Annotated in this window: 19 protein-coding genes; 1 reads left to right on the top strand and 18 read right to left on the bottom strand. The window is 69.9% G+C overall.

Annotated elements, in window-relative coordinates; all coding sequences use genetic code 11:
- Positions 1–3: 3 nt before the first annotated feature.
- The 15 genes from IF61_RS0115460 to IF61_RS0115385 form a co-directional block, all read right to left on the bottom strand.
- Positions 4–2,046 carry a hypothetical protein gene (locus IF61_RS0115460; protein ID WP_030366966.1) on the bottom strand — a complete coding sequence of 681 codons (2,043 nt, stop codon included), beginning with the start codon at positions 2,044–2,046 and terminating at the stop codon, positions 4–6.
- Positions 2,043–2,630, bottom strand: a complete 588-nt coding sequence (locus IF61_RS33395; protein WP_030366965.1) for a hypothetical protein — start codon at positions 2,628–2,630, stop codon at positions 2,043–2,045. Before IF61_RS33395 ends, IF61_RS0115460 begins: the two co-directional genes overlap by 4 nt.
- Complete coding sequence (locus IF61_RS0115450; protein WP_030366964.1) at positions 2,627–5,191, bottom strand: ATP-binding protein; 2,565 nt, start codon at positions 5,189–5,191, stop codon at positions 2,627–2,629. Before IF61_RS0115450 ends, IF61_RS33395 begins: the two co-directional genes overlap by 4 nt.
- Positions 5,192–5,200: 9 nt before the next feature.
- Positions 5,201–5,824, bottom strand: coding sequence for a hypothetical protein (locus IF61_RS0115445; RefSeq protein ID WP_157848611.1), 624 nt, complete (start codon positions 5,822–5,824; stop codon positions 5,201–5,203).
- The gene (locus IF61_RS0115440) at positions 5,821–6,054 is read right to left on the bottom strand and encodes a hypothetical protein (RefSeq protein WP_052392715.1); all 234 of its coding nucleotides are present in this window, start codon (positions 6,052–6,054) and stop codon (positions 5,821–5,823) included. Before IF61_RS0115440 ends, IF61_RS0115445 begins: the two co-directional genes overlap by 4 nt.
- A 68-nt stretch (positions 6,055–6,122) precedes the next feature.
- Complete coding sequence (locus tag IF61_RS32340) at positions 6,123–7,427, bottom strand: conjugal transfer protein (RefSeq protein WP_052392714.1); 1,305 nt, start codon at positions 7,425–7,427, stop codon at positions 6,123–6,125.
- Positions 7,428–7,614: 187 nt separating this feature from the next.
- On the bottom strand, positions 7,615–8,592 hold the full coding sequence (locus tag IF61_RS32335) for a hypothetical protein (RefSeq protein WP_030366960.1): 978 nt from the start codon (positions 8,590–8,592) through the stop codon (positions 7,615–7,617).
- On the bottom strand, positions 8,589–9,080 hold the full coding sequence (locus IF61_RS0115425; RefSeq protein WP_157848610.1) for a hypothetical protein: 492 nt from the start codon (positions 9,078–9,080) through the stop codon (positions 8,589–8,591). The genes IF61_RS32335 and IF61_RS0115425 overlap by 4 nt, the downstream gene beginning before the upstream one ends.
- Before the next feature lie 3 nt (positions 9,081–9,083).
- A complete protein-coding gene (locus tag IF61_RS0115420; protein WP_157848609.1) occupies positions 9,084–9,614 on the bottom strand; it encodes a hypothetical protein in 531 nt (176 codons plus the stop codon).
- A 36-nt stretch (positions 9,615–9,650) separates the two neighbouring features.
- Complete coding sequence (locus tag IF61_RS0115415) at positions 9,651–10,631, bottom strand: hypothetical protein (RefSeq protein ID WP_030366957.1); 981 nt, start codon at positions 10,629–10,631, stop codon at positions 9,651–9,653.
- Positions 10,628–11,131, bottom strand: coding sequence for a hypothetical protein (locus tag IF61_RS0115410; RefSeq protein ID WP_052392711.1), 504 nt, complete (start codon positions 11,129–11,131; stop codon positions 10,628–10,630). Before IF61_RS0115410 ends, IF61_RS0115415 begins: the two co-directional genes overlap by 4 nt.
- Entirely contained in the window at positions 11,131–11,808 is a 678-nt protein-coding gene (locus tag IF61_RS0115405) for a hypothetical protein (RefSeq protein WP_030366955.1), read from the bottom strand. The genes IF61_RS0115410 and IF61_RS0115405 overlap by 1 nt, the downstream gene beginning before the upstream one ends.
- Complete coding sequence (locus tag IF61_RS37465; RefSeq protein WP_052392710.1) at positions 11,805–12,923, bottom strand: hypothetical protein; 1,119 nt, start codon at positions 12,921–12,923, stop codon at positions 11,805–11,807. Before IF61_RS37465 ends, IF61_RS0115405 begins: the two co-directional genes overlap by 4 nt.
- An 18-nt stretch (positions 12,924–12,941) precedes the next feature.
- The gene (locus tag IF61_RS0115390) at positions 12,942–14,756 is read right to left on the bottom strand and encodes a type IV secretory system conjugative DNA transfer family protein (RefSeq protein WP_030366954.1); all 1,815 of its coding nucleotides are present in this window, start codon (positions 14,754–14,756) and stop codon (positions 12,942–12,944) included.
- A 214-nt stretch (positions 14,757–14,970) separates the two neighbouring features.
- Positions 14,971–15,483, bottom strand: a complete 513-nt coding sequence (locus IF61_RS0115385) for a cupin domain-containing protein (protein ID WP_030366953.1) — start codon at positions 15,481–15,483, stop codon at positions 14,971–14,973.
- A 231-nt stretch (positions 15,484–15,714) separates the two neighbouring features.
- Between IF61_RS0115385 and IF61_RS0115380 the strand changes: the two genes are divergently transcribed.
- Positions 15,715–16,488 carry a 2,3-dihydro-2,3-dihydroxybenzoate dehydrogenase gene (locus IF61_RS0115380; RefSeq protein ID WP_030366952.1) on the top strand — a complete coding sequence of 258 codons (774 nt, stop codon included), beginning with the start codon at positions 15,715–15,717 and terminating at the stop codon, positions 16,486–16,488.
- Between the two features lie 412 nt (positions 16,489–16,900).
- Here IF61_RS0115380 and IF61_RS0115375 read toward each other — a convergent pair whose 3' ends face one another.
- The 3 genes from IF61_RS0115375 to IF61_RS33385 form a co-directional block, all read right to left on the bottom strand.
- Positions 16,901–18,397: an MFS transporter gene (locus tag IF61_RS0115375; protein ID WP_245684513.1), complete on the bottom strand. Its 1,497-nt coding sequence runs from the start codon at positions 18,395–18,397 to the stop codon at positions 16,901–16,903.
- 64 nt (positions 18,398–18,461) lie between these two features.
- Positions 18,462–20,156: an FAD-binding oxidoreductase gene (locus tag IF61_RS0115370; protein ID WP_030366950.1), complete on the bottom strand. Its 1,695-nt coding sequence runs from the start codon at positions 20,154–20,156 to the stop codon at positions 18,462–18,464.
- Positions 20,149–20,619 carry an AtaL-like protein gene (locus IF61_RS33385; RefSeq protein ID WP_052392709.1) on the bottom strand — a complete coding sequence of 157 codons (471 nt, stop codon included), beginning with the start codon at positions 20,617–20,619 and terminating at the stop codon, positions 20,149–20,151. Before IF61_RS33385 ends, IF61_RS0115370 begins: the two co-directional genes overlap by 8 nt.
- Positions 20,620–20,772 lie beyond the last annotated feature (153 nt).

The following is a 20,772-nucleotide window of genomic DNA, read 5'->3' as shown; positions in this document are numbered from 1 at the left end:
TCCTTACCGACGGCCACGGGGCGCGGGAGGCCGCACGGCGGTGCGCCTCTTCGGCCGGGAGGCACCCTGGCCGGCCGCGGAGGCCCCACTGCGGGCCGCGGCCCTGCGGGCCTCCGCCACGCGTCGCTGCGCGCCACCGCTGCCGGGCTTCGGGGCGTTCCGGAACCCGTCGCCGCCTCCGGCCTTGCCACGTGCGGCAGAACTCGCGGAACCTGCTGCCCGGGCAGGAACGCCTCTCTTGTCCTCGGACCGGCGGTCGTCCCGGCCTAGTCGGGCCTGGGCCGCTGCCGAGACGCTCTGCAGCTCGCCCACTCGGAGCGAACGGCTGTTCAACTCGCCCGGACGGCCCGAGCTGCTGACCTTCAGGGGCGCGGAGCTGCCTGTCTTCGCCGCTCGATTGGCGGCACTGACCTGAGCGGACGTGTTGGGTCCACTCATATCGGCACCGTTGACGTATTTCGCCCGCCTCGGGGAGCCCTTGGACACGCCCGCGGCGTCCATGTCCGCGTGTCTGTCACCGAGCTGCTTGACCGCTTGCGCCATCCGGAAGGGGCGCTGGATGAAGCGTTCGTCAGCCGCGTCAAGAGCCTTCTTGCCCGCGCGGCCGGCACCCACCGTGGTCTTTTTCGCGGCTCCCCAAGCGCCCTTGCCGCCGAACTTGCCGGCTGCCAGGGCAGCACCCCCGGCCTTCCGGGCCATGAGGGAACCGGCTCCCTGCGCGAGCTTCATCGCACCGGCGTTGAAGGACGAGTTGGTCGCGCCGGTCACACCGACGATGCTCTCCATGATCCCGCGGAACTTGAACGCGACGATCGCGGAGGTGATGCTGATGCCCGCCGACGCGAACCAGCCGTAGCTACCGACCATGGACACGCTCGCCGTGTTCAGCACGAGCACGCATCCCAGCACCATCGTGCTGACGAACGACTGCAGGGCGAAGCCGAGCAGGGTGTCGAACCAGCGGACGCCCCACTGGCGCGGCCTGCCGGGGATCACCCACAGACAGGCGAAGACGACGCCCGCCAGCAGCAGCATCAGCGCGCCGATCAGCGAAGCGAGGGAGGCGAAGGCCAAGGCCACCGCGAGGACGGCGAAGAGTGCCACACAGACCGCGGAGGCCATGGTGACCATGACTCGGGCGTGGCCCACGTGGCCCTGGCGGTACTTGACCGCCTCATCGCCGACGTTGTCCGTGCTGACGTTCGGCTTCAGCCAGTCCTCGCGCTTACCGGTGTCCGATCCCTGGTCCAGCAGACCCTTTCCGTACTCCTTGCACGTGTTCAGATTTCCGAACTCGGCGACGCACCAGGGTGTGACGACGTAGGACCGCCAGATCGCGTCCGCGGACTTGCGGAGCATGTTGTCCTGGTCATTTTTGCCGTACGTGGGCGACCCGCCGATGTCGATGGGTTCCTTGGACTCGTTGCCCATGCCGGCGGACGCGGCTTTCATGGCCGTGTTGCTGCCGATGGTCCGGACCGAGTCGAGCCCGTCGATCCACACCTTCGGAGTGGTCAGCAGCGAGACGGACAGGATCCCTGCCGCAGCCACCCATCCCAACTGGCTTATGGATGTGCCGTTTCTTCGATGGTTCGCGTACGCGATCAGCGCGCCCACGGCCATCGCCGACGGAAGCAAGGTCGTTGAGACCGTACCCGCCGCCCCGGAGATAGCGGTCGCCATGGAGTCCTCGAGCTTGTCGATGGACGTGAACTTGAACGTCCACTGCACGACGACGATGGCGGCCAGGGCCAGTACGACGGTCAGCCCCATGAAGATCTGGGCGACGAACTGAAGCGCCCAGTCACCGAACTCGTCCCAGCCCAGCTGGACGTCCAGGTTGTAGAGCATGGGGTCGCCGTACTGCTCGTACAGCGTGCCAGGACCCGAATACGAGGTGTGCGGTGCCGGGAGGAGGCCGCCGATGCCGGCCGGCTTGTATTTCGCGTGCTTGTCGTCCGCCGCGGCCGCGGACGCCGTCACCATCAGGGTGGTGAGGGCGCCGACAACCGGGACGGCCAGATTACGGAGCCGTGGGATCCTCAATGCGACCTCATCAGGGCGCTGTGCACCGGGCTCGAACTGTTCATGTCCGCACCGGAGATGTCTTCGTCCTGGTCCACCAGCCAGGTTCCCTTGACCTTGACCATGCGCAGGGCGGTCTGGCGGTAGTTGGTGTTCCCGTCGGACTTGGACTCCGCGGTCACCATGACGCCGGTACCGGCCGGATGATTACCTGAAGACACCACGTCGACGGGGTTGCCTGTGACGCTGTACGAAACCTTTTCCGCCGTCTCACGGGCATCGTCGTTCAGCGGCATGTAGAACTTCACGCAGGCTTCGAACGACGCGTCCTTACCGTGCCGGCCGCCCTCCGTCATCAGCCGACAGGCGGCCTCACCGTCGTGAAGGCGATCCGCCTTCCGGTACGCGACCGCCACCTCCAGCATCTTCGCCCGGTCCTTCTTCGCCGCCTCGCGGTACTCCCGGGCCTGCCGGTCCGCTGCCGACTCCGTCTTCTTCGCGCCCGGCTTGTCGCCGTCCTTGCCCCCGCCCGAGGACGACGAGCACCCCGTGACCACCAGGACCGCCGTAGCCGCCGCGGTCACCGCCGCGATCCGCTTCTTCACGCGTTCGCCTCCTCGTAAGCCGGCTTGCTCATGGACACCGGGCCCTCGCCCGCACCGCCCGCGCTGTCCGCCTTCGGCGTCGTGTTCAGCAGCTGCAGCATCTCCAGCGAGGGCACGTCGAACTGGACCGTCGCACTGCTGAAGCGGCGGTCACGCATGATGCAGTGGCCGTGCCGGATCTCCTGCGTCACGTCGACGCCGATGGCCTGGATCAGCTGGCGCGTGTGGGCGCCCTTCGGCAGGTCGAGCAGGGCCGCCATCGCGTCCTGCTGCTCGGGCGTCGTCAGCTGGAACCCGAAGACCGTCGTCATCTGCTCCACGAGGCCGGTGAGGCTCGCCAGCGACTCCGGGTCCTGCGTGTCCACGACGAGCGCGGTGTGCAGGGCTCGTCCGACACGCGCGATGTACTGGAGGAACGAGCTGCCCTCGCGCGTGGCCGTGAGGACGTGCACCTCGGGCACCGCCACGACCTTGCGCAGGCCGCGCAGGTCCTTCCGGCCCGCCATGCTGATGCCGTACGCGAGCAGCGAGTGGACCAGTGCCACCGAGAGCCGCTGGTGGACGGACCAGTCGTCGCGGGAGTCGTCGGGCGACGGCAGGGTGATGCCCGGGACCTGGATGACCCAGATGCCGGGCGTGGGCGTGATCAGGGACGAGCCGGACGGCCTGCCCATGAACGGCGCGCCCAGGCCCGTCAGCGACAGCTCGTACAGCGCGTCGCCCGTCTCGCGCGACAGCTCGTCGGTCGACTGCCGTAGCCGCTCGATGACCTTCCACGTCGCCGGGTCGCCCTCGGCGATGATCTCGTTGACCGCGCTCTGGATCGGCGTCTCCGCACCGCGCATCCGCAGGTGCTGCGGCAGCGAGATGCCCAGCTGCGCCGGCACCTCGGTCTGGGCGCGCTCGGCGCTCTCGCCGCTGAGCAGGAAGAAGAGGTCGGCGACGCCGGCGAACTGCGAGCCCGTCTCGATCAGGTGGGCGTTCAGCCCGTACCGCTGGCCGGCCGAGACCAGGCCGCCCATGTCGCCCTTGAAGTCCAGGGCGAGCACGAACGAGCCGCGGAAGCCGGAGTCCAGCAGCGACAGCATCATGGCGGTGGTCTTGCCGCGGCCGCTTCGGCCGATGAAGGCCGTGGTCGTGGCGTCACCGCGCTCGGAACCACCGGTGAGGTCGTTGCGGACGACGCCGGGCGTCGAACCGGTCAGGTAGCCGATGACCGGGCCGGTGTCGTCACCGACCGAGGCACCGCCCCAGAACCACGAGCCGGCGAAGGCGCCGACCGTACGGGTGTGCACCAGGTCCGGTACGCGCAGCATGTCGCCGGGCTGGGCCTCCAGCCACAGCTCGCGCTGCTCCTCGGCGGCGACGCTGACCTCGATGCCGACGCCGCCGTAGTAGCCGATGACGGCGTCGCAGCGGCTGCGCAGGTCGTCCAGGGAAACGTCACTGCTGATGATCAGGCGCGGGTGGTCCTCCAGCAGCGTGACGTCCTCGCGCTTCATGTCGCGCGAGAGGGACGTCATCGTCTCCTCGGTCTCCTCGATCTCCTGGGCGGTCTCACCGGCGGAGTGCTTGGCCGCGCTCTGCCGCTGCTCCTTCGCCAGGCGCCGGACCTCGTCGATCTGCTTGAGGGCGTCGCGCTTGTGGAGGACCTTGAAGCGGACGGACGGTTCGGGGTTGACCGGCAGGGCCGTGATGTCACCGGGGTCCTCGTCGTCCATGAGCTCGGGGACGTACGTGATCTCCGCGACGGATCTCAGCCATTCACCCGGCCCCGGCGACTCCATCTCCTCCGGGAAGCCGTCCATCGTGAGGATCGCGCTCCAGCCGACCGTTTCTCCGCGCTGGTCGAGGACCCGGACGTGGTCGGGGTAGGGCAGGACGCGTCCCCGCGTGAGCTGGGCGAGCTTGGCGCCGGTGATCATTCCCTTGTCGTCCGGGGAGGGCAGCGGCGTGCCGCGGCGCTGCTCGCGCGCGATCATCCAGGCCAGCAGCTCCACCGTGGCCGGCTGCGCCTTCCACGGCGTGGTCTCCAGCTGGCGCCCGAGGCGCCGTGCCAGGGCGTCGAGCCGGGCGATCTCCTTCTGCGACACCGAGGTCGAGCCGATGCCCAGGGCGTCCTGGACGCCCCGGCTGCCACGCGCCTTCGCCTGGTTGGCGCGCTCGGATATCCGCACGCCGAGCAGGAGCATCCGGGTGGGGAGCTCCAGCTCCTCCAGACGCCCGACGCGCAGGTCGGCCCACGCGGCGTAGTCGCCCGCCGAGAAGAGGGTCTCCGCCTCGGTCCGGTAGTCCTCGGCGTTCAGCGGCGACCAGAGGATCTTGAGATGGCAGTCGTAGCCGGCGAGGGTACGGGCCAGGGCACTGCTCGCCTGGTCCTGCTCGGCGTCCCGGGCCGCCTCTGACATCAGGTCGGTGTTGGAGCTTCCCAGCAGGTACCACGCCTCGGCGTGGGTCTCCGTGATGACCAGCCCGTCCGCCAGGCCCACGTAGCGGGGCGGCGGGGCGGAGCGGTCACCGTCGACGCCGAGAAAGCGGGCGATGCCCTTCATGATCTTCATCGCGTACCTTTACGTACCTTTCCGGCCCTTACGGCCGCCTGGCGCCTGCTGCGGGTTCTGCGCCGCGTTCTGCGCCTTGTGTGCCTTCTGGGACGAGTGGTTGCGCGACCTCGCCCGGTAGACGTGGTCCGGTCCGTACAGCCGGGGGCGGGCCTCGAGCGTGATGGCCCGGCCGGACGTGCGCTGCGGCTCCTCGTTGCCCAGGAGCCCTTCGAACGCGCCAATGCCGGGGAGGGACATGACGTCGTCGGCCTTCTCCCCGAGGCGCGCCCGCAGCGGGAGCCACTCGGAGCGGGCGGCCGCCCGCCGGCCGCCGTTGATGACCGGCCGGTGGCCCACCGTCAGATAGCGGACACTGAGGGCCCACTGGGTGAGGTTCCAGCGCCGCTCATTGCGCCGGGACCGCTGGGATCCGTAGAAGGTGATGAGGGCCGGCGGCGCGAAGTAGAGGGTGAAGAAGACCTGCGAGGGCCACCCGAAGATCAGGAAGAGGGCGCCCATCCACACCGCGTAGACGACGGCGCCCGTGGTGAGGACCCGCCGTGACGGGCCCTCGCCGAGGTCCATGCCGAGCAGCTCGTGCTGGCGTGTCTCCAGATCGAAATGGCGGGTGAAGGTATGCCCTACCCTCATGCCCCCGCCACTTTGTTCCAGATCGCGGTGAGCATGCCCTTGGCGCTGTCCGACGCGTAGACGAAACCGGCCACCACGACGCCGGCCATGAAGTGGGCGAGCAGCTCGCCCCATTCACGCTTGGCGTAGTGGCCGATCGCCCGGACGGCCAGGACGATCAGGAAGATGTTGCCGGCGACGGCAATCACCCAGGTCTTGAGCTCGTCACCATTGGACAGCGCGATTTCCATCATTTTCCCTTTGCTTGAGATAAGAGCGGAAGGATCCGGAATGTGGAGGCAGTTCCCCGGCGCTCCGGTCAGGAGGACATGCCGCCGTGGACCTCCGCGACCTGCCAGCGTTCGGCCTTGGCCGAGGCGACCCGGGTCAGCTTGACCCGATAGGTCTGCTCGAGTTCGGCTCCGCCCATCAGCCAGGTGACGGTCGCGGCACCAGTACGGTCGCTTCCGCTTCCTTCGTCGACCGACCAGTTACGGAGGGAGCCGAGGGAGACTCCGGGCGGCAGGGCCGCGACGGAGGCACCGGGCGCGGCGACGGATTCGGCCTCGCCCGTGGCGTACTTGCCGAAGAACTCCTCGACGACGCCGCGCGTCTTGTCACTGAAGTCGTTGTCCGCGGTCTTCGCCGTGAATGCGGGGGCGGCGGGGGCGTTCTGCGGCACGCCCACCAGGCCGGGCTGGCCCGTGACGACGATCCGGCCGGACGTGTAGACGACCGGGATCTCCAGCCCGATCCACCGGGGACCGGTGACCGGACGGGAGTCGTTCCCCTTGGACGCGTCGTCCTTCTTCGCGTCGTCCTTCTTGTCCTTGGACTTGTCGTCCTTGGATTTGTCGTCCTTCGACTTGTCGTCCTTGGGCTTGTCGGAGGGCTTGCTCTTGTCGTCGGAAGCGGGACCCTTCACCAGGACGTCCACGCGCACCCGGGCCCGCTTGTCCTTGTCCTCGGAGACCGGACCGGGCTGGGCCACGAGGACCTCCTGCTGCCCACGGGTGTTCCAACCGGCCGCAGCGTCCAATCCCTTGGCCATGTCACGGGCCATGGCCTCGGCGCGCGGCTTGGGGTCGTTCTCGTCCCAGGTCAGGTAGGCGCGCGCGAAGCGGGCAGCGACGGACTGGGCTTCCTGTACGGGGTAGGTGGGCCCGTTGTTGACCTGGACGGGATCGGCCTTGGGCGGGGCGGGAGCCCAGAACCACGACCGGATGCCGGTGATCGCCGCCAGCGCGACAACGCCCCAGAGCGCACCGCGGCCGACCTTGACCATGAACTTGGTGCCGCTGTTCTCGTCCTCCAGCTGCCAGGGGACGTCACGGCCCTTGCCCTGGCCCTGACCCGACGGGGCGGCCTGGTCAGGGGCGGGCTGCGGCGCGCCCGGGGCCTGTGCCTGCAGGCGGGCGGCGGCGTCGGTCCACTGCTGGAGTCCGGCGGGGGCCGGCGGGGCGGCCTGGGCGGGTACGGGGGACGGCGTCGTTGCGGATTGCTGCTGACCGGGTACGGCGGACTGACCGGCCGGTGCACCCGCCGGTGGATTCGCCGCCTTCTTGTCGCCCTGCGGCTCCGGCAGATTCAGAATCCGCCGCATGACCGTCTTGAACGTGCTCAACCCTGATGACCCTTCCCCCGTGCTAGGCCTGAGTGGCAGGACAGTACGTCGACCATTACTGATCGTCAAATTACTTCGGACGAACAGTTTCCGTTCGAATATGAACGATCTTGATCGATGCGACGCCCTTAATTTCCCGACAAGGCGGACGCTGCCGCGTGCCCCTTCAGCGGTTGCGTGGCTTGGGTCACGTCAGCGACGGGCCACGGCCGCGGGACTGCGCCGGCAGCGGCTCGGTGCGCGCAGCCGTGGGGCCCTGCCGGGCCTGCTGCGGAAGGGTTTTTGTAGCCAACTTGTTGCGCAGCTCGTTGTGTTCGGCCTGCGCGGGGGCGTCCGTGTCCAGGACCGACCGGGCCGCTTGCGCCTGTGATTGCGCACGAGCCGCGGCTTCAGCCGCATGCTTCGCCTTGAGCCCGGCCTCCTTCTCCTGGACGACCCCGACGGCTTCCCGGCTGACGTCCGGATTGAGCTCGGCCCGGATAACGTGCTCGCCGAACTGCTCCTGACCGGGCGGGATGCGGATGATTTTGTTGCGCTCGCTCTGGAGCAGATCCGCAGCCTGCTTGTACTGCTTCGCCAGGCCCTCGTCCTTCCCGGCAAGCTCCCTGAACTTCCCCGAACGCGTCAGCTCGTACAGCTCATGGTTCTCCGACTTCGCCTGGTAGCTCTCCGGAGTGTGAAACTGCAGCTCGAAGTGCTCCTTCGTCTCCGAGTGCCGCCAGGAAGTGTTCAGCCCCTTGTAGACCGGGTCGTCCCAGGTGTTCACCTCGTAGACCGGCTCGTACCCCTGCTCGCGCAGTTGAGCGTACGACTCCTGCACGCCCTCGGCGTATTTATCCGTCTCGAAGGTCAGGGTGTAGCGATTCAGGTCGTCGACGTATTCGGCCGTTTCCTCGGCGCTCACGTTGTCGGCCTTGCGTGCCACAGCGGCCTTGCGGCGGAAGGAGTCGAGGCCCTTCAGGGAGTGATCCAGCCCGACCACCTGACTGCCGTGGCTCTCTGCGGTCTTCTCCTGGATCCCCTTCACCACGCCGTCGAGATGGCCGCGCGCCGCCTTGGCCTGCTCCCACCGGTTCGTGATGATCCGGTTCTCGTCCTCGGTCAGCGTCAGATGGTCTTCCTCGGCTTCCTTGCTGCCCCGCCAGGCCCCCGTTTCGCTGCTCACAGTTCCGTGGCCCCCGTAACGCCGAAGATCTCCTGCAGAAGCTGCTCGGCTTCGCCGGTCGTGAGCTCGACAAGGTGCGGGGACGTGGACGACCGGCCGTCGAACGCGTTGAAGGCCGCCATGGTCGGGCCCCATTCCGACTCACTGTTGAACGACTCGTCACGGATGTTCTCCGGACTGCGGCGACGCCTGACCACGGTGGTCGGCGCACGCCCGTCGTCCCAGGCACGCCGGCTCGAATAGTGAGCCCAGTACTGAACCCAGCCCTGCCGGTCGGCCGCCAGCGCGGCCGCGTGCTCCTCGGAGACGGCGTGCAGCACCTCGGGGGCGGGCGGAGTCTGCACGTTCGTCGCCGTGACGTCGTGCCACTGCCAGTCCAGGAGTGACAGGTACTCCCACGCGTCACCGCGACGGCGCCACAGGCCGTCGGGCCGATCCACGGTGTAGCCCTGCGGCACCTCGGCGAAGTATTCGTATTGCTCGCTCATCATTTACTTTCCTTGTTCTTGCTCTGCCCACAGCCCGGTGGCTCCGGTCACGCCGAACAGTTCGTGAAGCAGCGCATCGGCCTCTTTTGCGGTCAGCTCGACCAGGTGCGGCCAGTCCGAACTCCGGCCCTCGTGGACATCGAGGATCGCCAGGGTGCGCCCCCAGACACCACGCCTCCGGAAGGACTCGTCGAGGACACACTCGGGGCTGCGCCGGCGCCGGACGACCGTGGAGGGCGGCTCGCCGTCCCTCCAGTCCTCCTCGTCCACGTAGCGCGCCCAGTAGCGCACGAAGACCTGCCGGTCGGCCTCGAGCGCGGCGGCGCGATGCGCCGATACCGGATGCAGGTCCTCTGCCCGGGGCAAGAACCAGGCTTCTCTCTCGGCCTCGACCGTTTTCCACGACCAGTCGAGCAGCGACAGGTACTCCCACTGCTCGTCGAATCGCCGCCATAGGCTCGACGGGCGTTCCTCCGTGTACAGAGCCATGGCGGTCGGACCCGACCCCACGAAATATTCATGCTGTCCCACCACTTACAAGCACCATTCACGGAGGAAGAAGGACACCGCTTACGTCAATGACGGGCCACGACCGCGCGACTGGCTCGGTACGGGGTCGCGGTACGGCGCCTCTGCCACCTTTCGGGTCGCTTCCGGGGTAGGAGCGTTCGCGGCCAGTCTGTTCTTCAGGTCTTGCTTCTCCGATTGGAGCGGATCGTCCATGTCCAACACCACCGACTTCGCCTCGGCCTCGGCGCGGGCACGAGCAGCAGCCTCCGCCTCATGCGTCGCCTTCAGATCCGCCTCCATCTGACGGACCTCGGCGACGACCTCCGGTGAGACTTGTGGATTGAGCGTCGCCCGGACCTTCACCTTTCCGAGCTCGTCGACGCCCTCGGGCACCTTGACGTTCGCGTACCGCTCGTTCTGCAGCAGGTCCGTAGCCTGGTAGTAGGCAGTCGAACGATTCGGCTGTTCCTGGGTGTTCTTCGCGTCGAAGGAACCGCTGCGGGCGAGCTCGTACAGTTCGTGATTCTCGCTCTTCGCGGCGAAGCTCTCCGGCGTGTGGAACTGGAGCTCGAATCGCTCCTCGCGCTCCGTGTGCTGCCAGGTCGTGTTCAGGCCCTTGTAGACCGGGTCCTGCCACGTATTCGTCTCGGAGAGCGGCTCGTACCCCTGTTCCCGAAGACGTTCATAGGTCTCTTTGGTGCCCTGGACGTAGTTGTCCGTCTCAAAGGTCAGGGTGTAGCGATTGAGATCGTCGATATCCGCGCACACGTCCTCCGCGCTGACACCACGTTCGGTCGGACCGGCCGCTTTTCGGCGGAGAGAGTCCAGACCCTTGAGGGAGTGCGACAATCCCTCAAGCTTCCCGCCACGAGAGGCTGACCGCTCCTCCAAGCCCTTCATCGTGTTGTCGAGTTCGCCGCGAGCCGCTGCCGCCCGCTCCCAGAACTGCGTGACGGTCCGGTTGTCCTCGGGGCTCAGCTTGAGGTGGTCTTCGCGTTTGGCCTCGTCGCCCTGCCAGCCCCCGTCTGCCAGGTCGGTCACAGCTCAGTGGCTCCCGTCACGCCACGCAGCTCTTGCAGGAGCTGCTCTGCCTCGTCGGGGCTGATCTCGACCAGGTGCGGGGGGTTGCTCGCCCGCGCGTCGTAGAACTCGAAGATCGCCGTGTCGCGCTTCCATGCGTCATTTCGCATGAAGGTCTCGTCCAGGCGGTCTTCAGGGCTGTTCCGGCGACGCACCACGGTCGTCGGTCCGTTGCCGGCGCGCCACGTGCGCTCGCTCGTGTGGTAGGCCCAGTAGCGCACCCAGCCCTGGCGGTCGCTTTCCAGCTCGGCGGCCCGTTCCGCGGTGATCGGCTTAAGCCCTTCGAGTACGGGGGGGTACTTGACGTTGGTGTCCTTCACGTTGTGCCAGGACCAGTCGACGAGGGACAGGTACTCCCACTGGTCACCCAGCCTCCGCCACATGCTCGACGGCCGGTCCTCGCTGTACAGGTCGTCGACCGTCGGAACGGCGTCCACAAAGTATTCGTAATTCTCGCTCATCACTTGTTCCCCTTCGCAGGAATCTCGCCGTACCGCTGGTGCTGGAGCACCTTCGCCGCGTCCTCATGGGACTCCGTCATGTTCTCCGGCGGCTCTTCGCCCAGCGCGCGGAGATGGCTCTCGCGATACAGATCGTAGAGAAGGTGGTTCTCCGTCTTCACCCGATAACTGTCAGGCGTGTGGAAAGCGATTTCGAATCGCGCCGCGCCGTCCGGCTGCTGCCACACCGCGCGGAAGCCCTTGTACACCGGGTCCTCCCACGTGTTCTGCTCCGAGCCGGGAACGATGGCGTAGCCGCGTTCGTGGAGCAGGGCGTACGTGTGGCGGACGCCTTCGGTGTAGGAGTTCGGGGCGAAGGTGAGGGTGTAGCGGTTCAGGTCGCGGACCAGTCGCAGGATTTTGTCCAGGGGGACGTGGTCCTCCAGCTGCAGGGCGACCGTGCGGCGGAAGGCCTTCAGGCCCATCAGGCGGTGCTGTTTGCCTTCCAGCTTTGCTCCGTGCGTGTCGCGCAGCGTCTCCTCGACGGCCTCCACGGCGGCGTCCAGGCCCTTGTGGGCCGTTCGCGCCGCCTCCCAGCGGTCCGTCACCGCCTGGTTCTGGTCCGCGGTCAGTTCCGGGCGGCGTCCCGGGGCCGTGGAGTCGTCCTTCCAGGCCGCTACCGGCTTCTTCGCCGTCATAGTTCCGTCGCCCCCTTCGCGCCGTGGAGTTCGCCCAGCAGTCGTTCCGCCTCGGCCGCGTCGATCTCCACCAGGTGCGGCGGGTTCGACGGGCGGGCGTCGAAGAAGTCGTAGACCGCCCGGGTCGGGCCCCACTCGTTCCAGGTCTTGAACGCCTCGTCGTAGATGCGCTCGGGGCTGCGGCGCCGGCGGACCACCGACACCGGCTGCTCCCCCGCCCGCCACTCCTGCTCGTCCACGTACCGTGCCCAGTAGCGGACCCAGCCCTGCCGGTCCGCCTGGAGTTCCTCGGCCCGGTCGGCCGTCACCTCGTGCAAAGCCTTGCGCGGAGGCGGCAGCTGGGCGTCCTCGTCCTCCGTCCTGTGCCACTGCCAGTCCAGCAGCGACAGGAACTCCCACTCCTCGTCCCGTCCGGCCGCGCAGCGCCACAGGCTCGACGGGCGCTCCGCCGGATAGCCGTTCGGCGACGTCTTGACGAAGTAGTCGTACTTGGCGTGCTCCAGGCGACGCCGCTCGGCCTCCGCCTCGGCCATGCGCTGCTGCAGCGCCGCCGCGTCCGTCGGGCGGCCCGGGCGGTCGGGCGAGTGGTCGTCCTCGCACTCGCTGAACATGTAGTGCTGGCGGATGCGCTCGATCGTCGGCCACAGCCACATCTGGTGCCAGTACGCGAGGTCGCTGCCCTCGCGAGACGGGTCCGCGTCCGCTTCCGTGGCCGCGCGCCAGGAGGCATGCAGGGCGGCCAGTTCCTCGGTGACGCCGCCGTGCAGCGGCCAGCACGGCCAGATGCGCAGGTGGAGCTGCGGCGCGTAGTGCTTGCCCAGCCAGTCCAGCCACTCCGCGAGCTTGCGCCAGTCCTCTTCCGTGGCCCGGAGCGACCACGGCTGGTGGGAGTCGGCAGCCGAAGCGCCGGCGGACGCGGCCGTCGCCGCCTCCACCGCGTGCAGCCGGTCGATGACCTCCGTCACGACCTCCGTGACCTCGGCCTGGTTCGCCTTCGTCCCCGACGCGAAGTTCTTGACCGCCGTCTCGAACTGGGTGCGCCACTCCCGGAGGGCTTCCAGCTCCTCCCGGAGGGACTTCAGTTCTTCCTGCAGGTTCTGCAGGTGTTCTTCCATGTCGTTCCGCCCCCTCTTTTACGCGCCCGGAAGCTCCACCGGCGGCGGGCCTATGCGCGATGCCCGCGTCGCGTGCTCGGCCGCCTTCAGCTGCGCCCCGTCCCGCCGCTGGTCCCACGGCAGCAGCTCGGCGATGACGCCCGGCGCGCCGCGGAACAGCAGGAGCGCCCGGCCGTGCGGCAGCTGGCGGATCTCCTCGGGCCGGAGGATGCGGCGTTCGCGCTCGACCTCGTTGGTGCCGTAGCCGAAGAGGCGCTGGCTGTCGCGGGACTTCGAGATCTCCATGATCTCGGCCTCGCCGACGAGTTCGGAGAAGCGGCGCAGCGCCTCGACGTCCTTCAGGCCGCCCATGACGATCGTGGCCGCCGCGTTGTCGAGCAGCGTGTCGGCCTCGTGCTGGCCCCATCGGAGCACGGCCTGGGCCAGGGACTGCAGCGCGTAGACGATGTGGATGCCGTAGCCGCGCGCGTCGGAGGCCAGCGACGGCAGCTTGGGCAGCGGGGCGACGTTCGCGACCTCGTCGAGGACGAGGCGCAGGAACGGGTCCAGCCGGCCGGACGGCAGGCGCGGGGCGCGCCGCTTCGCCGCGTCGACGACCTCGCCGAGCAGCATTGTCGTCAGCGGCGAGACGTTCGTCGACGCGTTGGAGTCGCTGATGAGGACGAGGGTGTCGCGGGAGGCGACGAACGCGTCCGGGCTGAAGGTGGGCACGCCCTCCTGCGGGGTGACGCAGCGCAGCACCTTGCGCAGCGCGAGGGGCTCGATCTGCGCGGCGAGGGTCTGGCGGGTCGAGGCGACGGTCTCGTCGGCGCCGGTCGACACGGACCTCAGCAGGACGTCCCAGCCGGGCTCGGCGTTGGGGTGGTCGGTGAGGATGGCCCGCGGTTCGCTGGCCTTCTCCAGGTTGGTGGCCCAGCGCATGACGTGCTCGATGGTCTTGCCTTCGAGGGCGGCGGCGTGGAGGAGCCGTGTCAGCGCGGACGACGCCGTCTGCTGGAAGAAGCTGCCGTTGCTGGAGGAGCTGTCGTCCGCGCCCATGCCGACGGAGAACGACAGGGCGCGCGACGTCGCGGTCTCGCCCTCCTGGCAGCCGGCGACCGGGTCCCACACCATCTTGTGCGGCCAGCCGACGGTGTCGAGCGGGTCGAAGACCCACACCCGGCCGAGCCGCGAGCGCGGTTCGGCGATGACGTCGAGGACGTCGGCGCGGGTGGAGGTGACGACGAGCGGCCCGGGGGCGTCGAGGCAGGCGGGGATGACGACGTTGCGGGACTTGCCGCCGCCGGACGGGGCGATGACCGCGACCGAGTCCTCCGGCGTGGCCACCAGCGGCTGCCCGCTGCCGACCTGCGTGCCGAGCATCCAGCCGACCTCGTGGAGCTCCGCGCGCGCGGCGGCCTTGGGGTCGTAACGGCCGTCCTTGTCGGTGAACGACGTCGCGCGCGTCATCTTGGCGGCGGCGCGGGCGCGCTTCTCGCCGAGCATGTCGCGGGCCTCGGTCGCGGAGGCGAGGCCCTCGCCGCCCGCGCCGCGCTTACGGCGGTGCCGGGCCCGTACGGCCAGCACGACGATCACGATCGGGCCGAGCAGGATGCCGAGCCAGGCGGCCACGGTGACGGGGGCGGACGCCGGCACGATGCCGTCGCCGAGACCGGCGAGGGGCTCGTGCTTCGCGAGGGCGCCGGCCGTGGCCAGGACGTTCCCGAGGGCCATGTGGTCGGCCGTGGCCCACACCGCCAGGTGCCAGCTGACGACGACGGCGATGAGTACGCCTGCGCCCTTGGCCAGGGCGATCTCGCCCTTGGGTCCGCCGCTCTCGTGCTTGCGTCCCACTTCGCGCGCGCCTGCCACGCCGTGGACCCCCGTCCCTTGCTTGATGTGATCTCTTCAGATCGCTGCGACGTTAACACCTCCGTGCGACAGCTCGGGCGTTCGAGGCGGGGCCGGGGACGGGTGCAGCAAAGGTGTTACGCGGGTGGTCTTCCGCGACGGGTGCCGGGCGAGGGCGTCAGGCGAAGGTGCTACGCGGCGGCGTCAGGCGGAGGCGCTACGCGGCGGCCGCGCGGGCCGCGCGCCAGACCGGGCTGTCCACGTAGTGGTTGTCGAACCGCTCCGACGACTCCTTGATCTCCTCGACGCTCGCCTCGCCCCGCGCCACGCGGTCCAGCAGGCGGTAGTAGTCGAAGCGGGCCATGCCCGGCGTGAAGACGACCAGGGCGTCGGCCGAGTGACCGGCCGCGGGGGCGAACGCGTGCGGCGTGCCCGGCGGTACGGCGAGGAAGTCGTTCTTGTGCAGGGTGAGGACGTCCTCCCCGACCAGCACCTCCAGCGCGCCGTCGAGGACGAGGAAGAACTCGGTGGCACGGGTGTGGAAGTGGGCCGGGGCGCCGGCCGTGCCCTCGGCGAGCGTGGCGCGGTTGGTCGTGAACGCGCCGCCGGTGGTGTCCGAGTCCGCGAGGAGGGTGATCAGCGAGCCGGGGGCGTCGCTGAGGACGGTGGCCTCGGCGGAGCGGACGAGGAGAGGGGCGGCGGGGGCGGCGGGGTTCTGTGCGCTGTTCATGTTGATCAATCTAGGGGAGCGAGTGTCCGGTCCCGTGGTCCACTTTCCGGCCGGGATCTTGGGCCACTTGGTGGTACGGCGCGGCCGTTCGGCCGGGGGCGGTGGGCGGCGCCCCCTTCTTTCCCATTCGCTCACCTGACGGAGTGAGAAAACCCCGCTTCACCTGCCATCCAGTTTTGCTGAAAATTGTTCACGGACGTGCCATGAACTCCCGCGTATGGAGGTTTACAGATGGAAGGAAAAGTCGCTCTCGTCACCGGGGCGGCAGGCGGAATAGGGGAATCGGTCGTCCGGACGCTCGCCGAGAGGGGTGTCACCGTCGCAGCGGTCGACAAGGATGAGGTACGGCTACGGGCCTCCGTCGAGAAATTCACCGCGGACGGGCTGCCCGTGGCGGCGTTTCCCGGGGACGTCACCTCCAGTCCGGAGGTGGAGTCCTTCGTCGACGCGGTCGAGCGGGCGCTCGGGCCGCTGGACTACCTGGTCAACGCGGCAGGCGTGCTACGGCTCTCCGAAGCGCGCCGACTGACGGACGAGGACTGGAAGTTCACCTTCGCCGTCAACACCAGCGGGGTCTTCTTCGTCTCCCGCGCGGTCGTCAACCGCATGGTGCCGCGGGGCAGTGGCGCCGTGGTGACGGTCGCCTCCAACGCGGCCGGTACGGCGCGGGTGGAGATGGCGGCCTATTCGGCGTCGAAGGCGGCCGCCACGATGTTCACCAAGTGCCTGGGGCTGGAGGTCGCCAAATACGGGATCCGGTGCAATCTGGTGGCGCCGGGGTCCACGGAGACGCCGATGCTCAGTGATATGTGGAAGGACGCGGCCGCGGCGCGGAAGGCCTCGATCGAAGGAGTTGCGAGTTCGTTCCGCGTGGGCATTCCGCTACGGAAACTGGCCCGTCCGGACAATGTCGCCCAGGCGGTGGTGTTCCTCCTCTCGGACGCCGCGTCCCACATCACGATGCATGACCTGACGGTGGACGGGGGTGCGGCGCTGGGTGTCTGACGGTACGTCTACGGATTCGAGCGCCGTTGCCGGGCAGTTCCTGCCGCGCAACGGCGCTCGTTGACGTACGGGGCGGCTGCGCCGTGGGGCGAGCCCCCTTCAATCGCCGGACCGTTGCCGCGCAACAAACCCGCCGCCGCAACGGCGCCCCACCACGACGGCGAGACCGGCGGTGCCCTACGAGCGGGCGAGCCCCCTTCAATCGCCGGACCGTTGCCGCGCAACAAACCCGCCGCCGCAACGGCGCCCCACCACGACGGCGAGACCGGCGGTGCCCTACGAGCTGAGGCCGGCACGGCACCGCCGGATACCGCCACAGTGGCTGATCACCGCCGCGGCGGAAGGAGGGGGCCGCCCCCTCCAACCGCCGGACCATTGCCGCGCAACAAACCCCCGCCGCGGCAAGGCCCCTTCAACCGCCGACCCGCGTGCCCGCCCCCTCGGCGCCGCCCGTCACTACCTCCGCCGGCGGATGAGGCGCCGACGCGCCCCGTACCGCGGTCCGGTCCGTGCCCGCCCGTCGCCCCCGCAACACCACCGCCGACCCCACCGCGCTCGCCGCGAAGGCCGCCGCCGCGAGGAGGAGGGCGAAGGCGTAGCCGCCGGACGTGGCCGAGGCGGCGGTCTCGCCCCCGGACCGCAAGCCGGTCGCGTGGGCCGTGGCGAGGGAGACGAGGATGGCGAGGCCGACGGTCGGGCCGACCTCCATCGCCGTGTTGACGACGCCGCCGGCGAGCCCCGCCCGCGAGTCCTCGACGTCCTCCAGGGCGACGACGGTCGACCCGGAGAACACGCACGCGATCCCGACCGGGAAGACGATCAGGCCGGCCAGCATGGCCCCCGCGTACGGGCTGGACGCCCCCAGCTGCCCGATCAGCACGAGCCCGCCGGCCGCGACCACCAGCCCGCCCACCATGACCGCGCGCCCGCCGAACCGCCCGATCAGCCGTCCGGCGAGCATGCCCGTGACGACCTGGGCAGCGCTGAACGGCAGGAACGCCGCCGACGTGAGCAGCGGAGACGCGTCCCGCACGTCCTGGAAGTACAGGGACAGCAGGAAGAAGATCGTGGACATTCCGGCGGAGCCGATGAAGACGGCCCACAGCGCCGTGGCCCGGTGCCGCCGCGCCAGGAACCCGAGCGGCACCAGCGGGTCCGCCACCTTCAGCTCCACCACCGCGAACGCGGCCAGCAGCAGCAGCACTCCGGCCACGACCGGCCCCCACACGACGCCCGCGCCCCAGGGCCGCTCGCCCGCCTGCACGAGCCCGTAGCTCATGACGGTCAGCCCGGCGGTGACCAGCACCGCACCGGGCACGTCCAGCTTCACCCGCACCGGTGCGGGCCCCGCCGGCAGCAGCCGCCGCGCCGCGACCACGGCGACCAGCGACACCGCCACCGGCACCACGAACGCCCACCGCCACGACACCCACGTCGAGATCGTGCCGGACAGCAGCATCCCCGCCGTCGCCCCGAACCCGGCCAGCCCGCCCCACACCGCGAGCGCCCGCGCGTGCCGGGCCTCGTCGGGGTAGAGGGAGCGGACGAGGGACATCGCCGCGGGCGCCGCCAGCGCCGCCCCGATGCCCTGTACGAAGCGGCCCCCGAGCAGGAACGCGAACCCGGGCCCGAGCCCCGCCGCGGCCGACGCGAGACCGAAGACCGCGGCCCCCGCCACCAGCGCCCGCCGCCGCCCGAGCAGGTCCCCGAGCCGCCCGCCCAGCATCAGCAGGCCGCTGAACGACAGCCCGTACGCCGCGCTGACCAGCGTCAGCTGCGCACCGGACAACCCGAGGTCGCGCTGGATCGCCGGCAGCGCCGGCGACAGCATCGTGATGGCCAGGATCAGGACGACCTGCACGGCGCCCAGCAGGGCGAAACCGCGTCCGGTGCGTGCGACCGCGTCCACGGCCGCGCCTCCCGGAGCCGGTGCGAAACCGGATGACATGAATGCCTACCTTCGTCAGCTTTGCTCAGCCCCGGCCCGGAAGCCGTACCGACTGCCCGTGCCGGAACACGTCCCTCGGGTCCCACCGCGCCTTCGCGGCCTGCAGCCTGCGGTAGTTCCCCTTGAAATACAGCTCGTGCCACGGCACTCCGGACCCGTTCCACCGCGCCTCGTTCAGGTCCGCGTCCGCGTAGTTGACGAAGCACCCGTCCGTCACGTCCCCCGGCCTCGGCACGCCGCCGGACGCCGCGTAGACGTCCTGGTAGAACTCACGGATCCAGGCCAGGTGCCGCGCGTCGCCGGCCGCGTCCTGCCAGAAGGTCACGTAGTGCAGCTTCATCACGGAGTCCCGCTGCGGCACGGCGGTGTCCCCCGCGGACACCGCGTTGACCCGCCCCCCGTACGCGCTGATCATCACCAGCGACATCGGCCCGGAGAAGTCGTCCCGGGCCAGGTGCCTGTAGAAGGCCTTGAGCTGCTCCTCCGGAAAGCCCTTCCGCATGTACGCGGACTTGGCCTTGAACCGCATCGTCGTGTCGGGCGCGGTGAAGCCCGGCCAGGACGTGGTGGCGTGCAGCCAGGGGATCGTCCGCCGGTCGTCCACGCGGTGGGCGATCCCCGCGCCCCGCCCGACCTCGGCCAGGAAGGCGTCGAGCAGCCCGGCCGCGTCCGGCACCGACGCGTCGATCTGCGTCGTCATGGAGAACGACCCCGCCGACCGGTGCGCCGGCTTCAGCTGGCTGAACAGGCTCGCGTACGGGGATCCGGGCGCGCTGTTGCGCTCGCACCACCGCCCGTAATTCCGCAGGATCGTGCAGAACGCCGCCTCGGTCATGCCCTCCCACGGCCACGAGACCGTGGAGACGAGGAGTTCGGAGGGCGGCTGCGGCAGCAGCCCCGCCGGATCGGTCCCGCCCGCGCCCGGCGCGCGCATCCAGTACCGCGTCACGACCCCGAGCGATCCGCCGCCCGCGCCCGTGTGCGCCCACAGCAGCTCGCGCAGCGGGTCGTTCTCCTCCCGCGTGGCGAGCACCTTCCTGGCGGTTCCGTTCGCGTCGACGACGACGGCCTCGATCCCGTACAGGTGGTCCACGACGAGCCCGTGCAGCCGCGACAGCGCGCCGTAGCCGCCGCCCACGATGTGCCCGCCCGCGCCCACCGTGGGGCACGTTCCGCCGGGCACGGTGACGCCCCAGCCCTTGTACAGGGCGCGGTAGACGTCCCCCAGCCGTGCGCCGGGCTCGATGAAGAAGGCGCGCCGGGCCGGGTCGTAGCCGACCGCGTCCAGGAAGCTCGTGTCGATGACGAGGCGCACGTCGTCCGAGGTCACGAAGTCCTCGTAGCAGTGCCCTCCGCTGCGTACGGCCGGCTTGCGGCCGGTGTCGACCGCCTCCTGGACGGCCGCGAGCACCTGGTCGGCCGAGCCCACCAGGCGTACGGCGTCGGGCGTGCCGGTCCAGCGGCGGTTGGCGCCCCGGGCGAGGTCGGCGTAGCGCCGGTCGGAGGGGCGGACGGTGAGCGGCCCGAAGGCGCCCGGCGCGCCCGTACCCGTACCCGTACCGGTACCCGTACCCGTGCCCGCGCCCGTACCCGCGCCCGCGCCCCCGTCGGCGCTCGCCCGCCCCACGGGACCCGTCAGCGCCACCCCCGCGCCCACGGCCGCCGCCCCCGCGACGACCTGCCGCCGCGAGTACCGCCGCCGCGCCCCGCTCTCATTCATCTCCGAGTCCCTGCAGCGCATGCTGCCGCAGCACCGTCGTCATGGCGTCGAGGGTCGCGGCGAAGTCGGCGTCCAGCTCGTGGAGGTACACGTTCTCGCGGAGCACGGCCGACGAGGGCGCCTCGGTCAGGCTGATGCTGAGGGTGAGCGTGAGATTGCCGTGCTCGTCCTCGCCCATCTGGTTGGTGATCACCGCGATGTCGGAGGAGTCCGCGTGCCGGAAGGTGATGCGCCCGGCCGCCTCGTCGGGTGTGACGCGCTGGACGAGCAGCCGCGAGCCGCGCCGGGCCTCGCGCAGGAACCCGTCCTCGTAGCGCTCCAGGATCCGGCACTCGGTGATCGCCGGCACGTAGCCGACGGGATTCTCCGCCTTGTGCAGCAGGACGCGCCACAGCCGTTGGCGCGTGGTGCACGGCGCGTCGGCGGCGTCATCGACCTTACGGGTCCACGAAAGCGTGATCATGCGTTCTCCTGCGGGCAGCGGCGAATCGCCGGAGGAACCGGGAACCGGGGAACCGTCCGGCGGAGGAACCGGGAACCGGCCGGCACTCGAAGTCTTCGCCGCATTTCCCCGCCCGGTCGAAGCTCTTCCCGCTACTTCGTCAGATGGCGGCAG

It is taken from the genome of Streptomyces roseoverticillatus (assembly GCF_000719265.1).
Classification (GTDB): Bacteria; Actinomycetota; Actinomycetes; order Streptomycetales; family Streptomycetaceae; genus Streptomyces; species Streptomyces roseoverticillatus.
The sequence above is the reverse complement of the archived record's forward strand: the minus strand, read 5'-3'. Positions and strand labels throughout refer to the sequence as shown.

What these genes read in the sequence shown, in the direction of transcription:
- IF61_RS0115450 (WP_030366964.1), bottom strand. Translation starts at nt 5,191, where the DNA reads ATGAAGATCATGAAGGGCATCGCCCGCTTTCTCGGCGTCGACGGTGAC.
- IF61_RS0115445 (WP_157848611.1), bottom strand. Translation starts at nt 5,824, where the DNA reads ATGAGGGTAGGGCATACCTTCACCCGCCATTTCGATCTGGAGACACGC.
- IF61_RS0115440 (WP_052392715.1), bottom strand. Translation starts at nt 6,054, where the DNA reads ATGGAAATCGCGCTGTCCAATGGTGACGAGCTCAAGACCTGGGTGATT.
- IF61_RS0115425 (WP_157848610.1), bottom strand. Translation starts at nt 9,080, where the DNA reads ATGAGCGAGCAATACGAATACTTCGCCGAGGTGCCGCAGGGCTACACC.
- IF61_RS0115410 (WP_052392711.1), bottom strand. Translation starts at nt 11,131, where the DNA reads ATGAGCGAGAATTACGAATACTTTGTGGACGCCGTTCCGACGGTCGAC.
- IF61_RS0115405 (WP_030366955.1), bottom strand. Translation starts at nt 11,808, where the DNA reads ATGACGGCGAAGAAGCCGGTAGCGGCCTGGAAGGACGACTCCACGGCC.
- IF61_RS37465 (WP_052392710.1), bottom strand. Translation starts at nt 12,923, where the DNA reads ATGGAAGAACACCTGCAGAACCTGCAGGAAGAACTGAAGTCCCTCCGG.
- IF61_RS0115385 (WP_030366953.1), bottom strand. Translation starts at nt 15,483, where the DNA reads ATGAACAGCGCACAGAACCCCGCCGCCCCCGCCGCCCCTCTCCTCGTC.
- IF61_RS0115380 (WP_030366952.1), top strand. Translation starts at nt 15,715, where the DNA reads ATGGAAGGAAAAGTCGCTCTCGTCACCGGGGCGGCAGGCGGAATAGGG.
- IF61_RS0115370 (WP_030366950.1), bottom strand. Translation starts at nt 20,156, where the DNA reads ATGAATGAGAGCGGGGCGCGGCGGCGGTACTCGCGGCGGCAGGTCGTC.
- IF61_RS33385 (WP_052392709.1), bottom strand. Translation starts at nt 20,619, where the DNA reads ATGATCACGCTTTCGTGGACCCGTAAGGTCGATGACGCCGCCGACGCG.